The sequence below is a fragment of the Actinoplanes awajinensis subsp. mycoplanecinus genome, assembly GCF_001509495.1.
In the GTDB taxonomy this organism is placed as follows: Bacteria; Actinomycetota; Actinomycetes; order Mycobacteriales; family Micromonosporaceae; genus Actinoplanes; species Actinoplanes palleronii.
In genome coordinates this window covers 15,457-31,645 of the sequence record NZ_LLZH01000352.1, presented here as the reverse complement: position 1 = coordinate 31,645, position 16,189 = coordinate 15,457, and the positions used below count along the sequence as shown (strand labels likewise).

At 71.2% G+C, this 16,189-nt stretch carries 15 protein-coding genes; 7 read left to right on the top strand and 8 right to left on the bottom strand.

Annotated elements, in window-relative coordinates:
- Positions 1-929: 929 nt before the first annotated feature.
- Complete coding sequence (locus tag ADL15_RS50580) at positions 930-1,628, bottom strand: TetR/AcrR family transcriptional regulator (protein ID WP_067708694.1); 699 nt, start codon at positions 1,626-1,628, stop codon at positions 930-932.
- 116 nt (positions 1,629-1,744) lie between these two features.
- Between ADL15_RS50580 and ADL15_RS50575 the strand changes: the two genes are divergently transcribed.
- The 4 genes from ADL15_RS50575 to ADL15_RS50560 all read left to right on the top strand — a co-directional run bounded on the left by ADL15_RS50575 (position 1,745) and on the right by ADL15_RS50560 (position 5,405).
- Positions 1,745-2,989, top strand: a complete 1,245-nt coding sequence (locus ADL15_RS50575; RefSeq protein WP_067708762.1) for a saccharopine dehydrogenase family protein — start codon at positions 1,745-1,747, stop codon at positions 2,987-2,989.
- Between the two features lie 59 nt (positions 2,990-3,048).
- Positions 3,049-4,209, top strand: a complete 1,161-nt coding sequence (locus ADL15_RS50570) for a class I SAM-dependent methyltransferase (RefSeq protein ID WP_067708691.1) — start codon at positions 3,049-3,051, stop codon at positions 4,207-4,209.
- 110 nt (positions 4,210-4,319) lie between these two features.
- Positions 4,320-4,994 carry a class I SAM-dependent methyltransferase gene (locus tag ADL15_RS50565; protein WP_067708688.1) on the top strand — a complete coding sequence of 225 codons (675 nt, stop codon included), beginning with the start codon at positions 4,320-4,322 and terminating at the stop codon, positions 4,992-4,994.
- A gap of 207 nt (positions 4,995-5,201) precedes the next feature.
- On the top strand, positions 5,202-5,405 hold the full coding sequence (locus tag ADL15_RS50560; protein ID WP_067708685.1) for a cold-shock protein: 204 nt from the start codon (positions 5,202-5,204) through the stop codon (positions 5,403-5,405).
- A gap of 177 nt (positions 5,406-5,582) precedes the next feature.
- Here the strand turns inward: ADL15_RS50560 and ADL15_RS50555 are convergent, their stop codons facing one another.
- Positions 5,583-6,929: an FAD-dependent oxidoreductase gene (locus ADL15_RS50555; RefSeq protein ID WP_198171372.1), complete on the bottom strand. Its 1,347-nt coding sequence runs from the start codon at positions 6,927-6,929 to the stop codon at positions 5,583-5,585.
- 277 nt (positions 6,930-7,206) lie between these two features.
- A complete protein-coding gene (locus ADL15_RS50550) occupies positions 7,207-7,653 on the bottom strand; it encodes a response regulator (RefSeq protein WP_067708682.1) in 447 nt (148 codons plus the stop codon).
- A 118-nt stretch (positions 7,654-7,771) separates the two neighbouring features.
- On the opposite strand from ADL15_RS50550, the gene ADL15_RS50545 reads away from it, so the two are divergent.
- Together ADL15_RS50545 and ADL15_RS50540 are read left to right on the top strand one after the other, a co-directional pair.
- Complete coding sequence (locus tag ADL15_RS50545) at positions 7,772-8,740, top strand: LacI family DNA-binding transcriptional regulator (RefSeq protein ID WP_232345136.1); 969 nt, start codon at positions 7,772-7,774, stop codon at positions 8,738-8,740.
- A gap of 80 nt (positions 8,741-8,820) precedes the next feature.
- Positions 8,821-9,957 (top strand): hypothetical protein, encoded by a 1,137-nt coding sequence (locus ADL15_RS50540; protein ID WP_067708758.1) that lies wholly within the window; start codon positions 8,821-8,823, stop codon positions 9,955-9,957.
- A 197-nt stretch (positions 9,958-10,154) separates the two neighbouring features.
- Here the strand turns inward: ADL15_RS50540 and ADL15_RS50535 are convergent, their stop codons facing one another.
- The 4 genes from ADL15_RS50535 to ADL15_RS50520 all read right to left on the bottom strand — a co-directional run bounded on the left by ADL15_RS50535 (position 10,155) and on the right by ADL15_RS50520 (position 14,698).
- Positions 10,155-11,654 (bottom strand): dolichyl-phosphate-mannose--protein mannosyltransferase, encoded by a 1,500-nt coding sequence (locus tag ADL15_RS50535; protein ID WP_067708676.1) that lies wholly within the window; start codon positions 11,652-11,654, stop codon positions 10,155-10,157.
- Positions 11,655-11,671: 17 nt separating this feature from the next.
- Complete coding sequence (locus ADL15_RS50530) at positions 11,672-13,210, bottom strand: UxaA family hydrolase (RefSeq protein ID WP_067708672.1); 1,539 nt, start codon at positions 13,208-13,210, stop codon at positions 11,672-11,674.
- 119 nt (positions 13,211-13,329) lie between these two features.
- On the bottom strand, positions 13,330-13,935 hold the full coding sequence (locus ADL15_RS50525; protein ID WP_067708669.1) for a hypothetical protein: 606 nt from the start codon (positions 13,933-13,935) through the stop codon (positions 13,330-13,332).
- 70 nt (positions 13,936-14,005) lie between these two features.
- Positions 14,006-14,698, bottom strand: coding sequence for a hypothetical protein (locus tag ADL15_RS50520; RefSeq protein ID WP_067708664.1), 693 nt, complete (start codon positions 14,696-14,698; stop codon positions 14,006-14,008).
- 188 nt (positions 14,699-14,886) lie between these two features.
- Between ADL15_RS50520 and ADL15_RS50515 the strand changes: the two genes are divergently transcribed.
- Positions 14,887-15,066 (top strand): antitoxin, encoded by a 180-nt coding sequence (locus ADL15_RS50515; RefSeq protein WP_067708661.1) that lies wholly within the window; start codon positions 14,887-14,889, stop codon positions 15,064-15,066.
- A gap of 309 nt (positions 15,067-15,375) precedes the next feature.
- Here the strand turns inward: ADL15_RS50515 and ADL15_RS50510 are convergent, their stop codons facing one another.
- Positions 15,376-16,131, bottom strand: a complete 756-nt coding sequence (locus ADL15_RS50510; RefSeq protein ID WP_198171371.1) for a hypothetical protein — start codon at positions 16,129-16,131, stop codon at positions 15,376-15,378.
- Between the last annotated feature and the right edge of the window lie 58 nt (positions 16,132-16,189).

Genomic DNA, 16,189 nt, shown 5'->3' with positions numbered 1-16,189 from the left:
CCCCGGTGGGGCGGCGGAAGTCCGCGCTCGGCGTCGGTGGGGCGGCAGGGGTCCGCGTTCGGTGTTGAAGGGGCGGTGGAAGTCCGCGCTCGGTACCGGTGGGGCGGCAGGGGTCCGCGCTTGGCGTTGGAGGGGCGGCAGCCGTCCGCGGTGGGTCGGGTTCGGGGGCGGTGGCGGTCCGCAGTCGCGTTGTGCGTGCGGTTACCGCCCCCAGGTGGGCGGTAGCCGCACGCGATCTGGCATTGCGGACTCTCGCCGCCCCGCCCGGCAGCGACAGGTGGATCCGCGCGGGCACGTGCACCCTCGCCGGCCACCGGGTGATCGAGGGGCGACCGGCCGGCGATCATCGTGCTCGACGCTCCCCGGGCAGACACCGTGTTCAGCCCTGTCGGGGTCGGCTACACCCCGGCAGGGGGGTCGGTTGCACCCGGCCGCGAGCGCACGGCCGTGTACTCGCCGGTATCCGGTCACCCGTGCCACCGCCCGGACCGGGGGATGACCTCGCGAGCCGAGCGGTTCCGGCCCGCCAACGGCCCACCAAGATCAACTTAAGCTGAGTGGCACTGGGCGCTCTCGGCTGGTGCTGGAGGCCGTTATGGAGGGTGGATAAGGGCTGTCATGGCCAGCCGGGGTTCCTCGGCTGGGGCTGGGGGCCGTTATGGGGGGTGGATAAGGGCTGTCATGGCCAGCCGGGCCTGGACCGGACCGCATTCCGGGACCGGGCACTCACCTCTTGGGACGGCCGCGCCCCGCTGCGGGCAGTGGGCGGCGCAGCCAACGGTGACCGCCCGGCCGCCCGGCCTGGCAGCCAACTCCGCGCCCAGCGAGCGGCGCCGGGCCCGGCGGTCTGAAGCCGAGCGGCGTCGGGCCTGGTGGTCTGAAGTTGAGTGGCGTCGGGCCTGGGGGTCTGAAGTTGGGTGGCGGCGGGACTATGCTGCGGACAGGCGGGTTGCGACGGCGTCGAGTAGCAGCTCCAGGGCGGACGGGTACGCGCTCAGGACCATCTCGGTGGCCAGCAGCGGGGCGGCTTCGGCCAGGTGCGGGTGAGTGCTGGCGGGCAGGCGGGCATACGTCGACCACACCTCGTCCTCCGCCCGCAGGGCCGCGTTCGGCAGCGCCAGCGACGCCGCGTCCAGGGCCGCGAACGCCAGCGTCTGGTCGATGAACGCGTGGTACACCCGGACCGCCGCCGCGACCGGCAGGCCCGCCGCGCGCAGCACCCCGAGGACCGCCTCGTCGGCGGCCAGTTCGTTGGCGCGGCCGGTGACCCGGCTGGTGGTCAGGACCGCGGCCTGCGGGTGCGCGACGTACGCCTGGTGGATCCGCCGGCCGAGGGCGCGCAGGTCGTCGCGCCAGTCGCCGGTCGGTGACCAGCCGGACAGGGCCTGGCCGATCAGGGTGTCGCCGATCGCCAGGGTGAGCTCGTCCATGCCGCGGAAGTAGCGGTACAGCGTGCTCGGGTCGCAGTCGAGCGCGAGACCGAGCCGGCGGGCGCTCAGACCGGTGCTGCCGTGCTCGCGCAGCAGCCGCAGCGCGGTGTCGACGATGAGACGTTCGGACAGCACCCGGCCGCCGCGGGTGGGGCGTCTGCGGCGGCGTTTCTCCTCGCTGACCACGGCCTTCGGCATCGGAACCTCCCTGAACTCTTATGCCAACACAGTTGACCTTACGTCGGGGCACCCCGTTTGATCAGTGGCGGGGCCCCCGTCAGTTGAAGTGAAGGGTTATGCGAGAGGAGCAGGACATGCGTGTCCTGTTGGTGGGTGCGGGCGGCGTCGGCACGGCGATCACACGGATCGCGGCGCGGCGGCCGTTCTTCGACGAGATGGTGGTGGCGGACTACGACCTGGGCCGTGCCCAGGCGGCGGTGGACTCGGTCGGTGACCCGCGGTTCCGGGCCGAGCGGGTGGACGCCTCCGACCCGGTGGCGGTCGTCGCGCTGCTGCGGCGGACCGGCTGTGACGTGCTGCTGAACGCGACCGATCCGCGGTTCGTGATGCCGCTGTTCACCGCGGCGGGTGAGGCCGGCGCCACCTATCTGGACATGGCGATGTCGCTGTCCAAGCCGCACCCCGACCGTCCGTACGAGCAGACCGGGGTGAAGCTCGGCGACGCCCAGTTCGCGCAGAGCGACGCGTGGGCCGCCAAGGGCGCGCTGGCGCTGGTCGGGATGGGTGTCGAGCCGGGGCTGTCCGACGTGTTCGCCCGGCACGCCGCCGACGAGCTGTTCGACGAGATCGAGGAGATCGGCATCCGGGACGGGTCGAACCTGACCGTCGACGGCTACGACTTCGCGCCGTCGTTCAACATCTGGACGACCATCGAGGAGTGCCTGAACCCGCCGGTGGTGTGGGAGGCCGCCCGCGGCTGGTTCACCACGGCGCCGTTCAGCGAGCCCGAGGTGTTCGACTTCCCGGAGGGCATCGGGCCGGTCCAGTGCGTGAACGTGGAACACGAGGAGGTGCTGCTCATCCCGAGGTGGGTGGGCGCGCGCCGGGTGACGTTCAAGTACGGGCTGGGCGAGGACTTCATCCGTACGCTGCGGACCCTGCATCAGATCGGGCTCGATCGTACGGAAGGGGTGATCGTCCCCGGGCCGGACGGACCGGTGACCGTGTCGCCGCGTGACGTGGTCGCGGCCAGCCTGCCCGACCCGGCGACGCTGGGCGCCCGGATGCGCGGCAAGACCTGCGCCGGCACCTGGGTGCGCGGCACCAAGGACGGCGAGCCCCGCGAGGTGTACCTCTACCACGTGGTCGACAACGAGTGGTCGATGGCCGAGTACGGCTGTCAGGCGGTGGTCTGGCAGACCGCGATCAACCCGGTCGTCGCGCTGGAGCTGGTGGCCACCGGCGCCTGGACCGGTGCCGGGGTGCTCGGCCCGGAGGCGTTCCCGGCGCGGTCCTTCCTGGACCTGCTCACCGCGTACGGATCGCCCTGGGGTCTGCGCGAGCAGGCCGCGACCCGGACGGCGGCGGTCGGATCCTGAGTCGGCAGATGTCGATGTGACGGGTGCGCGGTCGCGGACTTTGGTGGGATCATCACGGCATGAGGCGGCGAACCGTTGCCGACGTCTTCCGCCGGCGTTACGACGACTATTTCCGTGACCGCACCCCGATTCCCTTCGAGATCCAGACCCGTGACGGCGCCACCTTCTCCTTCGGCGTCAGCGAGTCCACCCCGGCCCGGTTCTGCCTGGTGGCCCGGGACGACGCGGGCCAGGACGCCATGCTCTCCCTCGACCAGCTGCAGATCGCGGTGGCCTACCTGCGCGGCCACCTCGACGTCGAGGGTGACATCGCGGCCGTGCTGAGCATGCGCAGGTTCTTCTCCGACCTGCATCCGGTCGCGTTCCTCGGCCGCTGGGCGCCGTCGCTGGTGCACGGGCACGCCGATCACGACCGCCGGGCGATCGCCCGGCACTACGACGAGGACTCCGAGTTCTTCCTCACCTTTCTGGACACCCGGCACCGCTGTTACACCCAGGGGGTGTTCGCCGGTGACGACGAGCCCCTCGAGGACGCGATCACCCGGAAACTCGACATCGCCCTGGACGACATCCGGGTGAAGCCGGGGGACCGGGTGCTCGAGGTGGGCGGCGGCTGGGGCGCGTTCGCCGAGCACGCCGCGCGGCGGGGCATCGAGGTCACCACGGTCACCCTGGCCGCCGAGTCGGAGCGGTTCCTCAAGGACCTCTTCGATCGCGAGGCGCTGCCGGTCACCGTGGTCCGCGAACACATTCTCCGGTACGCGTCGGAGCGCAAGTTCGACGCGATCGTGAACATGGGTGTCACCGAGCACCTGCCGGACTACCGGGCGACCCTGCAGACCTACGCCAGGCTGCTGAAACCCGGCGGCCGGGTCTATCTGGACGCGCTCGCGATGCGGCGCAAGCACACCGCCTCGACGTTCTTCAAGCAGTACGTCTACCCGGGCCGGTCGGCGCCGTTGCTGCTGCACTCGTACCTGCGGCAGGTGGCGCGCTCGCCGTTCGAACTGCTCAACGTGGAGGACGACCGGCACAACTACTACCTCACCTGCCGGGCCTGGGCGCAGCGCCTCGACGCCCGCCGGGAGGAGATCACCGCGCGGTGGGGCGAGGAGCTGTATCGGCGCTTCCGGATCTTCCTGTGGGGGTCGGCGTCCGGTTTCGACACCCGCCTCGTTCAGGCCTACCGATGGACGTTGCAACTCGACCCAGCGGAGTGACCGAGCGTACTCGCTGCTGGTGGGAGAGGTCCGTTCGCGTACTGTCGAGCGGGCCTGTCCCACTTTGCGCACAGGCGTCAACCGTCGGCACTGCCTGATCGGAGCACGCCATGTCCAGAACCACGGGAACCATGCTCGAGCCGTTCCTCGCCTCCCGCGCCGACGGTTACGACGGTTTACGGCTCGTCCGGCCACCGTTCCTGCCGGAGCTGCTGCTGCACCTGGCGGACGACGCGATCGTCATGCACGCGCGCCTCGAGTCGCAGGTCGGGCCGGGTTTCCACCCGTTCTGGACGAATGCCTGGGCGGGTGGTCAGGCGCTCGCCCGCTACGTGCTGGATCATCCGTACGAGGTGGCCGGCCGGCGGGTGCTCGACGTGGCCTGCGGTGGCGGGGTGGTGGCGATCGCGGCGGCCCAGTCCGGCGCGATGACGGTGGCCGCGAACGACATCGACCCGTACGCGCTGGCGGCCGCCGCGATGAACGCCGACGTGAACCGGGTGAACCTGCGGATGGTCGAGGGTGACCTGCTCGACGGTGACGGCGGTGACGCCGAGGTCATCCTGGTGGGTGACGCCTTCTACGACACCGACATGGCCAACCGGATGCACGGCTTCCTGCGCCGGGCGACCGGCCGGGGTGCGCGGGTGCTGGTCGGCGACCCGGGCCGGGGTCACGTCCCGGACCGCTGGCTGGCCGTGCTGACCAGCTATCGGATCTCCATGCTGGGTGCCGCGGAGGACTCCGGGATCACCGAGGTTTCGGTCCTCGGGTCGGTGCGCTGACGCGGGTCCGTGATACCGTTGGCGGCGTTGCAGCATTGATTTCCTAAGACGTTTTTCCCACGCCTGATGGGCATCTCGGCCCGCCAGGCGTTTTGTGTTTTTAGTTGATTCTTCAAGCCTTTGGTTGGCTTCGGAATCCAGGGAATCGGCGCTGCGACGCGAGGTTCCGCACGGTGCGGTCCCTCACCAGTCGTCAAGGAGTAGAACATGGCCACCGGTACCGTCAAGTGGTTCAACAGCGACAAGGGCTTCGGATTCATCACCCAGGATGATGGCGGCCCCGACGTGTTCGCACACTTCTCCGCCATTGCCACCTCGGGCTTCCGCAGCCTCGAGGAGAACCAGCGGGTGGAGTTCTCGGTGACCCAGGGCCAGAAGGGCCTTCAGGCGGAGAACATCCGCCCGCTGTGATGTAACTGCCCGGCGGCCCGGTTCGGGCCTGCTGGGACAGGTGGCGGCCGATCGCTCAAGGTTGAGATCCGCGGTTTCCGCGTGATCTCCCGGGGAGGTCGGCCGCTTTCTATTCCGGAGTAAAGGGTAGTGAACGAAAATGGGGGCCCGGGCGGGCCCCCATTTCTCGTCGGTGGATCAGTGCTTGCTGATGCCGGTCATCTCGTCGCGCGCGACGACCTTGACCCGCTTGCGGCCGAGCGGCTCACCCAGCGCGATCTCGTGGGCGTCCAGCTTCTGCCAGCCCTCCCACGTGGTGTACGGCAGCTCGCGCTGCTCCAGGTACGCGATGACCTCGGCCGGGTCGTGCGCCGGTGCCTTCGCGAGCTGGTCGGCGTCGGCCAGCAGGCTGGCCACCGTCTCGCCGGAGCAGCCCTTGGTGTGGCCGATCAGGCCGACCGGGCCGCGCTTGATCCAGCCGGCCACGTACATGCCGGGGATCGGCTCGCCGTCGAGGTCCAGGACCCGGCCGGCGGCGTGCGGGATGGTGCCGGTCTTGGTGTCGAACGGCAGGTCCGGCAGCGCGCTGCTGAGGTAGCCGACCGCGCGGTAGACCGCCTGCACGTTCCAGTCGGTGAACTCGCCGGTGCCGCGGACCCAGCCGTCACCGGTCAGCTCCTGGGTCTCGGTGCGCAGGCCGACGACCTTGCCGTCCTCGCCGAGCACCTCGACCGGGGCCTGCAGGAAGTACAGGTGCAGCCGGCGCGGCCGGTCCCGCGGGTCGCGGACCGCCCAGTTCTGCAGGATGTCGACGCACATCTTCACGTGCCGGGTCTGCCGCATCGCCTCGAGGCTGCCCTCGTCGAACTCGATGCCCTCGGGGTGGACGATCACCTCGACGTTCGGCGAGTGGTCGAGTTCGCGCAGCTCCTGCGGGGTGAACTTGACCTGCGCCGGGCCGCGCCGGGAGAACAGGTGCACGTCGGTGACCGGGCTCGCCTTCAGCGCCTGGTAGACGTTGTCCGGGATCTCGGTGACCAGCAGCTCGTCGGCGGTCTTGGCGAGGATCCGGGCCACGTCGACGGCGACGTTGCCGGCGCCGATCACGGCGACCTCGGTGGCCTCCAGGGGCCAGTCCCTCGAGACGTCCGGGTGTCCGTTGTACCAGGACGCGAAGTCCGCGCCGCCGAAGCTGCCCTGCAGGTCGATGCCCGGGATGTCCAGGGCCCGGTCCTTCTCGGCGCCGGTCGAGACGATCGTCGCGTCGTAGAAGCGGCTCAGCTCCTCCGGCTTGACGTCCACGCCGTACGCGACGTTGCCGATGAAGCGGATCCGCGGGTTGTCCAGGATCCGGAAGAGCGCGTTGATGATCTCTTTGATCCGCGGGTGGTCCGGTGCGACGCCGTACCGGATCAGGCCGTACGGGGTCGGCAGCTTGTCGAGGATGTCGACGGTGACGTCCGGGTCGGCTTTGATGAGGTGGTCGGCGGCATAGATGCCGGCTGGGCCGGCGCCGATGACGGCAACCCTCAGGGGGCGGTCCATAGTCGCGTTCCCTCGCTCACTCGTGCGTGCACTCCAGCCCAGCCAAGATCGACGTCCGGGCGAACACGAACTGTAAAACTTCAACCTAGGTTCAGATCAAGTTTCGTCTCGCCGGTCGGTCGGCGGCCGGAGCCGCCCGCCGAGGTCATTGCGGGGTTGTTTGCGCTGGTAGGAGCCTCGCCAGCAGGCTGGTAGGTTCACCTAACTTTCACGCAGGGTGAGGTGTCTCACGCTTTGCCGCCCCCGAACGGGCGTCGGGGCCGGCGTAGGGGCCGGGTCAGTCCGGCAGGATCGCGACGTCGTTGTAGAAGTTCTTGATCTTCTGTACGGCTTCCTCGAACCCGTCCAGGTCCATCGGCTTGGTCACGAACGCGTTCGCGTGCCGGGTGTAGCTCGCGGTGATGTCCGGCAGCGCGGTCGACGTGGTCAGCACCACCACCGGGATCCGCTTCAACGCGTCGTTGCTCTTCACCGCGGCGAGCACCTCGTGCCCGCTCATCCGGGGCATGTTCAGGTCCAGCAGGATCAGGTCCGGCCGGGTCGCGTCGGTGTAGGCGCCACGCTGCAGCAGATAGTCCATCGCCTCGCTGCCGTCGGCGACCCGGTGCACCGCGGGCGGAGGTGCCGCCGCGAGCAGCGCTTCCTCGATCATCAGCGTGTCGGCGTCGTCGTCGTCGACGATCAGCACATCGAGTACGCGATCGGAGGTCGCATTGGTTGCCATGCCGCAAATATAGGCCCCACACCACTTCCGGCGGCAAGCGCCACCTCGTGTGCGACGGTGTCCACCCGCCGGGCTCGTTATGCTGGCGCGGGCCGGTGACGAGGGTGGGGGAATCCACGTGGTGCGCACGACCGTGCAGGACGTCGCACGGGCGGCCGGTGTCTCGGTGTCGACCGTGTCCCGGGCGCTGACCGGCGGCATCGTCAGCCCGGCCACTCGCGAGGCGGTGCTCGAGGTCGCCACCCGGCTCGGGTACCAGCCGAACCGGGCCGCCCGCGGGCTGATCACCGGGCGTACCGGAAATTTGGGTTTGATCGTGCCTGACCTGCGCAATCCGTTCTTCGCTGATGTGGCGAAGGGGGTGACGGCGCGAGCACGGGCGGTCGACCACGGGGTGTTCATCACCGACACCGACGAGGACCCGGTCGCCGAGCTGGAGGCGCTGGCCACGCTGGGGCGCAACACCGACGGGGTGCTGCTCTGCTCGCCACGGGCGTCCGATGCGGACCTGCTGGCGGCGGCCGACCCGGAGACCACCGTGCTGCTGCACCGGCGGGTGCCCGGGCTGCCGTCGGTGGTCGCCGACATCGCCGGCGGGATCCGGCAGGCGGTGCGGCACCTGCGGGCGCTGGGTCACCGGCGGATCGCGTACGTCTGCGGACCCGAGGACTCCTGGGCCGCGCAGCAGCGGCTCGCGGCGCTGTCCACCGCCGGTGACCTCGAGCTGCTGCCGCTGGGTGGGCTGGCGCCGACCTTCGACGGCGGGCTGCTCGCCGGTGACCTGGTGCTGGACAGTCCGGTGACGGCGGTGCTCGCCTACAACGACCTGGTCGCGCTCGGGGTGCTGCACCGGCTCGCGGCGCGGGGAGCGGTGGTGCCGGAGCGGATGAGCGTCGTCGGGTTCGACGACGTGAGCCTGGCCGCGATGAGCCACCCGCCGTTGACGAGTGTGGCCGTACCGAAGGATCGGGCCGGCGCGGTCGGGCTGGACCTGCTGCTCGGGCGGACCGGTGCGACCGCCGAGCGGGAGATGGTGCTGCCGACCGGCCTGGTGGTGCGGGCGTCGTCCGGGGTGGCGCGGCCGTAGTTTTTCGAGGTGGCAGGCCGTAGCATCGCCCGGTGCGCAAACGACGGGGACTGCTGGCCGGAGTGCTGAGCCTGCTCACGATGGGCTCAGTGGCCGCCTGCGGGGCCGACGACCCGCCGGTCGCATCTGCACCTCCGCCCTCGGTCTCCGCCGCCTCACCGTCGGCCGCCGTGTCGCCCTCGGCCGCTCCGTCGGTTGCGGTGTCGCCCTCTACGAAGGTGTCCCCGTCGAAGAAGCCGGTCAAGGAGACCACCCTGCCGAGGCCCGGCAATCGGGGTGGCGGGGCGGCGATCCCGGCGGCGGCCCGGGCGGTCGACACCGGCAACCCCGACCGCACGGTCGGCAAGGGCACCCCGGCCGGCTGCACCTCGGCCGCGGTGGTCAAGGCGGTCGCGGCCGGTGGCGTGATCACTTTCGACTGCGGGCCCGCGCCGGTCACCATCACGATGGCCGCGACCGCGAAGGTCCGCAACGCGAACTCCCCGATCGTGCTGGACGGCGGCGGCAAGATCACGCTGAACGGGGCCGGTAAGCGCCGGATCCTCTACATGAACACGTGCGACGAGGCGCAGGGCTGGACCACCTCGCACTGCGACGACCAGGACTCGCCCCGCCTGACCATCCAGAACATGGCGTTCACCGGCGGCAACAACACCGGCGAGGAGGGCGGCGGCGCGGTCTTCGTCCGCGGCGGGCACCTCAAGGTGATCAACTCGCGGTTCACCGGCAACCGGTGCGACCGCAGCGGCCCGGACCTCGGCGGCGCCGCGCTGCGCGTGCTCGACCAGGGCGGCGACGACCCGGTCTACGTGGTCGGCAGCACGTTCACCGGTGGCACCTGCTCGAACGGGTCCGCGCTGAGCAGCATCGGCGTGTCCTGGACCGTGCTGAACAGCTACTTCGCCGGCAACGCGGCGGTCGGCAAGGGCGCGAACCCGGCCCGCTCCGGCACACCGGGCGGCGGCAGCGGCGGCGCGATCTACCTCGACGGGGACACGTTCACGCTCACCCTGGACGGCACGGTCATCGAGAACAACAAGGCGGCCGAGGGCGGTGGCGCGATCTTCTTCGTCAGCAACGACCGCTCCGGCCACCTGATCATCCGGAACTCGAAGCTGCGCAAGAACCCGAGCGCCGGCTTCGAGACCGACGGCCTGCCCGGCATCTTCTACCTCGGCGCCGGCTCGCCGAAGGTGACCGGCTCCAAGCTCTCGTGACCCGCGGCCGCTGCACGCTGCCGGGTCCTCGGCTGGCTTCCAGGGGTGTCTCGGAGGCTGTGTGACACCCCTGGAAGCCAGCCGGAGCCCTGGGGCGCGGCTGAGCCGGGAGTGGCAGCGGTCTGGCGCGGGACCGGCCCTGAGCGTGGCTTGTAGCCTGCGGCGGGTCGCTCGGTATCCGTACCGAAAAAAATCGGTCAGATCCAGCGGTCGCCCAGCCACATGCGGGCGTGCCAGTCCTCGTAGGGCAGGAGGTGGCCTACGAAGATCGGGTAGAAGTAGGCGAAGCAGACGGCGATCAGCGTGACGTAGACGGCCACCACGACGGTGCCGATCAGCTGGTGGTCGGTGCGGGCCGGGCCGGTGGCCATGCCGGTGGGCGGGGTCATGATCGCGCCGAGGACGTAGACGACGGCGAGGATCAGGAACGGCAGGGCGGGCAGGGCGTAGAACGAGAACATCGTCCGGCCGTCCGCGACCGCGAAGTAGAACCAGGGGAGCAGGCCGGCCGCGGCCGGGGCCAGGATCGCGGTGGCGCGCCAGTCGCGGCGGGCGATGCCGAGCCAGAGCAGGGCGGCCAGCGCCGGCAGGAACGACCACCACAGCAGCGGGGTGCCCAGCAGCAGGATCTCGCTGGCGCAGCTCGGCGCGCCGCAGCCGGTCGGGGTGGCCCAGTCGAACGCGACCGGGCGGCCCAGCAGCAGCCACTGCCACGGCCAGGACTGGTAGCGGTGCGGGGTGGTCAGCCCACTGTGGAAACCGTAGGCCGAGTCGTGGTAATGCCACAGGTTGAGCAGAGCGCCCAGGACCGGTGGTTCGCTCAGGCCGTTGTCGGCGCGGAAATGCCGGTCGTAGCCGGTGTCGGTGAGCAGCCAGCCGGTCCAGGTGGCCAGGTAGAACACGGCGGACAGGGCGAAGCTGGTCAGGCCCCAGCCCAGGTCGCCGACGAGGCCGGAGCGCAGCGGGCGGGCCAGGCCGGCCGAGCGGCGCGCCTGCACCCGCCAGAGCACGATCAGCGCGGCGAAGGCCGGCAGGAAGAACAGCGCGCTCCACTTCACGCCGCAGGCCAGGCCGAAACTGATCCCGGTGGCCAGCAGCCACCACGGCACCCGGGCCGCGCGGCGTGGATCGGCGCCGTCGGTCAGGGCGCGCAGCAGCCGGCGCCGGTAGTGGTCGCGGTCGAGCACCGCGCACGCGAAGGTCAGCAGGATGAACAGGCCGAGGAAGATGTCCAGCAGCGAGGTGCGCGACAGCATCATCAGCAGACCGGCCATCCCGGCCAGGATGATCGAGTGGAACATCCGGTAGGCGACCCGGATCAGGATCAGGATCATCAGGGTGCCGGCGATCGCGGTGGGGAAGCGCCAGCCCAGCTCGGTGTTGCCGAAGATCTTCTCGCCGATGGCGATCATCCACTTGCCGAGCGGCGGGTGCACGACGTAGCCGGGACCGTTGGTCTTCTCGTCCCACTCGACGCCGCGGTGCAGCATGTCCCAGGCGTCGTTCGGATAGTAGACCTCGTCGAAGACCAGCTTCTGCGGGTTGCTGATCCCGCTCAGCCGCAGGATCGCGGCGGCGGCCACGATCACCGCGGTGACCAGCCAGGAGTACGGATCGAGCCGGGTGTCCAGCGTCGACAGACGTCGCCGGACGAGCTCGGGCACTACGGACTTGCGCTCCGTCACCGCCGTGGTCATCCGGCGATCTTAGGGCGTCAGGTGACCGCGCCCAACTGCCAGGGCACGAACTCGTCGCGGCCCAGGTCGAGGTCCTCGCTGGCGGTGAGCCGGCCCGAGGCGGTGGCCAGCACCGCCTCGAAGATCTCCTCGCCGACCGCCCGGATGGTGGTGGTCCCGGCCACGATGCCGCCGGTGTCCAGGTCCATGTCGTCACGCATCCGCTGGTAGATCTCCGAGTTGGTGGCGATCTTGAGGACCGGGGCGGGTTTGCCGCCGAGCACCGAGCCGCGCCCGGTGGTGAAGCAGACGACGGTGGCCCCGCCGGCGACCAGCCCGGTCACCGACACCGGGTCGTAGCCGGGGGTGTCCATGAACGTGAAGCCCGGTTCGGTGACCCGCTCGGCGTACTCGTAGACCGCGGTCAGCGGGGCCGAGCCGCCCTTGGCGACCGCACCCAGGGACTTCTCCAGGATGGTGGTCAGCCCGCCGGCCTTGTTGCCCGGCGACGGGTTGTTGTCCAGGGTGCCGCCGCCGGCCTCGACGTACGTGTGCCACCAGGCGATCCGGTCCAGCAGCCGCTGGCCGACCTCGCGGGTGACCGCGCGCCGGGTGAGCAGGTGCTCGGCGCCGAACACCTCGGGCGTCTCGGCCAGCACGGTCGTCGCGCCCTGCGCCACCAGCAGGTCGGAGGCGTGGCCGAGGGCCGGGTTCGCGGTGATCCCGGAGTAGCCGTCCGAGCCGCCGCAGTTGAGCCCGAGCACGAGCGCGGAGGCCGGCACCGTCTCGCGGCGGCGCTCGTCCAGCCGGACCAGCATGGTGCGCACGACTTCGGCGCCGGCCCGGACGGTGGCGCGCACCCCGCCGGTCTCCTGGATGGTCATCCGCTCGATCAGCGTGTCGGGGGACGCGTCCAGGTCGGCGAGCAGGGTCTGCACGGCGATCATCTCGCAGCCGAGGCCGAGCACGAGCAGGCCGCCGATGTTCGGGTGGGTGGCGTACCCGCGCAGGGTGCGCTGCAGGATCTGACCGCCCTCGCTGGCCGGGACCAGGCCGCAGCCGGAGTCGTGGGCGAGCGCGACGACGCCGTCGACGTGCGGGTAGGCGTCCATCAGCGGGCCGCGGAACTGGTCGGCGATCATCCGGGCGGTCGAGGCGGAGCAGTTGACCGAGGTGACGATGCCGACGTAGTTGCGGGTGCCGACCCGGCCGTCGGCGCGCCGATAGCCCTGGAACGTGCGGACCTCGGCAGCCGGGGTGATCACGACGCCGGCGGTGCCGAACTCGTAGTCGTGCGCGACGGCGTCCATCCCGAGGTTGTGCGCGTGCACGTGGTCGCCGGCCCGGATCGGTGCGGTGGCCCGGCCGATCACCTGGCCGTACTTGTGGATCTGGGCGCCGGTGGGCAGGTCGCGCAGCGCGACCTTGTGGCCGCGGGGGACCGGCGTGCCGATCGTGAGGTCGGCGCCGGCGTGCCGCAGCGCGCGACCCTCGGCGAGGTCCTGGGTGGCGACCGCGACGTCGTCGCCGTCACGCAGGAGCAGCGCCACCTCGCGCAGCTCGGCGGGGTCCGGCATGGTGCCTCCCACGATCCGTTGAAGGTTTGTGGAAACGTTTGCATCGATATCCTGGCACAGTTCCGGGCACGGCGAAACGGCCGCCGGCGTCAGCCGGCGGCCGTGCGGTGGTCGGGTGGTCAGGCGGCGAGCATGGTGGTCGGGGAGATCCGGGCCCACTCGGTGGTGGCGCGCTGCGCGACCCGGAAGACGTCGGCCTCGGTGACCGTGTGGCCGAAGGCGTGGTCGTGCGCGTGCTTCTCGGCGGCAAGCACCAGGCGGATCAGGTCGGCGACCGAACCCGGGTGCTCGCGGCACAACCGGACCGCGACCGACAGCTCCCGGTCGGTGACCCGGGCCAGCAGCTCGGTCAGACCGGCCCGCCAGGCCGGCGCGTAGACCAGGTAGCCGGCCGGCAGGTTGCCCGGGCCACCCATCACGTCGAGCACGCGCATCGGGTCGGCCGGGGGTGTCGGCGTGCTGATCCCGGCGTAGAACAGGCCGGCGCCGGCCAGCAGCACCGCCACGATCAGCGCCAGCAGCGGGCTGCCGGTGCCGACGGCCAGGATCACGCCGAGGACGGTCAGGACGATGCCGCCGCCGAAGAACGCGGTCATGCTGCCGGTCTCCGATTTGCGGCGCTGCGCGTCCTCGATGCACTTGTGGATCAGGTTGTTGAGCACCGGATCCTGGGGGCGCCAGCCGTCGGCCCGCGCCGGAACGCCTCGTGCGGAGTTCTGCGGCATGTCTCTTCCCTCCCGTCGGATGCCGCGAAGATCGGCACCCGGCGGGCCGGGTTGAGGAATCGGCTGGGGATCAGGCCAGCAGGCACTCGCGCATCTGCTTGCCCGGGTTCCACTGCCCGACGATCCGGCTGACCGCCGGGTCGAGCACGTTCACGCTGTTGTTGCGGCGCATCTGCGCGCGGGTGGCGGCCGGCAGCGGCGGCGGGTCGGACATCTCGCCCCGGATCGCGGTGGCCGCGGTGATCAGGTTGACCGCCAGGGTCGCGCCGTTCACGTCGACGAGCACCCGGCCGAACTCCCAGCCCGCGATGGTCAGGTCGAGCACCTCGAACAGGTGGGTGAGCACCGGCAGGGGGTCGACCGCGCGGACCGTCTGGGCGGCCTGTCCACCCACGACCGTGACCGCCGCGGCGACGTGGACGTACGGGTGCATGCCGGACGGCGACGCGAACAGCGGCGAGTTCATCCGCTTCCCGGCGGTCTCCCACAACGCCCGGTAGTTGCGCCGGTCCGGGGTCAGCCCGAGCGCGCGGCACTGCGCGGCGATGTTGGTGGCCGCGCCGTCGGCGAACTCACGCAGCACGGCAGCCGCCACGACCAGCCCGTCGACGCCCTCCATGAGCGCGGAGGCCCGCACGACCTGGGCGGCGAACTTGCCCGGTGCGTGCGGCCCGAATCCATGCTGCAGCTCGCGCAGGATTTCCTGCTGCCGGGCAGGATCCTGCGGATCCCGCCGTTTGCCGATCCCTCGGAGCCACCGCATGTCGCCTCGCTTCCACCGCGTGCCGAACCGCCGCAAATGCTAGAGGGCGGCGAGGCAGGCGTTCCTGTCACCCTTCTTATTACGTACGGCATGTGCCCACCGTCTTGTAGCCGCCACGCGGCGTAGGGTTTTGACGGTGCCTGACCGGGGCACTTCTGCCGGCCACAGCGTCAAGGAGGTCCCTGAAGATGAGTTTCCTGGACAAGGCGAAGGACTTCATCGACAAGCACGACGAGCACGTCGACAAGGCCCTGGACAAGGTCGGTGAGCAGGTCGACAAGCGCACCGACGGCAAGTACACCGCGCACATCGACAAGGGTGTGGACGAGGCGCAGCGCCGCACCGGAGCCGGGGACACCCAGCCGTAGCCGTCCGAGGCCCTCCCCGGTTCCGTCCGGGGAGGGCCCGGCACTGTCATGCGAAAGCATGAAATCCGGGGGAGACGTCGCGCCGCACGTTCGAGGCCGTCGATGTCCGCTGTCACCCCCGATGTGGTACGAGTACCGAGCGCCCGTCCGTAGGCTACGAGCCGAGTCCCGCCCGTGAGGCCGGCGCGACACCGCAGCCATTCACGGCCCGGCCGCGACTCCCGATGCCGGCTGGTCGTCAGGGGTGTCTCACGGCGTTCGACACACCCCTGAGAGCCAGCCGGGACCCCCCGCGCGCGGGGTGCTCGCTCAGGGGCTGGGTGGGGTGGTGCGGGTTTCGCACTGGCGGGTGAGGACCCGGGTGCGCCGCCGGTAGGGCTGGCGGCGGCTGGTGAGGTCGGCGTGGCAGTGGTGGCCGCGCGGGGCGGGGAGCAGCGGACCGGCCAGCGCGTCACGGCCGAGACCGGCCAGGGTGGGCGCGTGGTGGCCGGGCGGGGCGATCAGCACGGCGTACCGGAAGGCGGCCGTGCGCTCGGCGCCCAGACTCACCCCCTCCAGCGGCGCCGGGCCGAACCCGGCCGACCAGCGCGGCGGGTGCTGCAGGTTGGCGTTGTCGTCGACGACCACCACGGTGGCGGTGGCCGAGTGCGCGGCCCGCCACTCGGCCCGGCCGGCCGGTGGCGCGGTGAGCGCGGGCAGCGACAGGGCCGGGCCGTCCAGCGGGAGCGGCTGGCCGGTGGCGTTCGTGACGGTGTTCTCCAGCAGCAGCAGCCACGTGTCACGGCCGGCGCCGGACGCGGTGAGCGAACGCCACTCGTCGACGGCGGGCCACTGCAGGTGGTGCGCGATCGTGGCGGTGGTCGCGGTGGCGGACAGCTCGGTCAGGGTCACGTGCCGCGCGTGGCCGGGGCTGTCCTGCGGCGGGGACCAGCTGACCGGCGAGGGGAGCAGGCCGCCGGTGAGGTGCGGTTGCGGTGCTCCGTACGCGTACCGGAAAAGGGTGGTGTCCCCGGCCGCGACGGTGACCGAGCGGTCGGCGGTGAGGTCCACCCGCATCCGGTTCATGCGGCCGCGGAAGCGGCGGCCCGGACCGCGCGCCGCCGGGAGGTCGAGAGGTGCATGC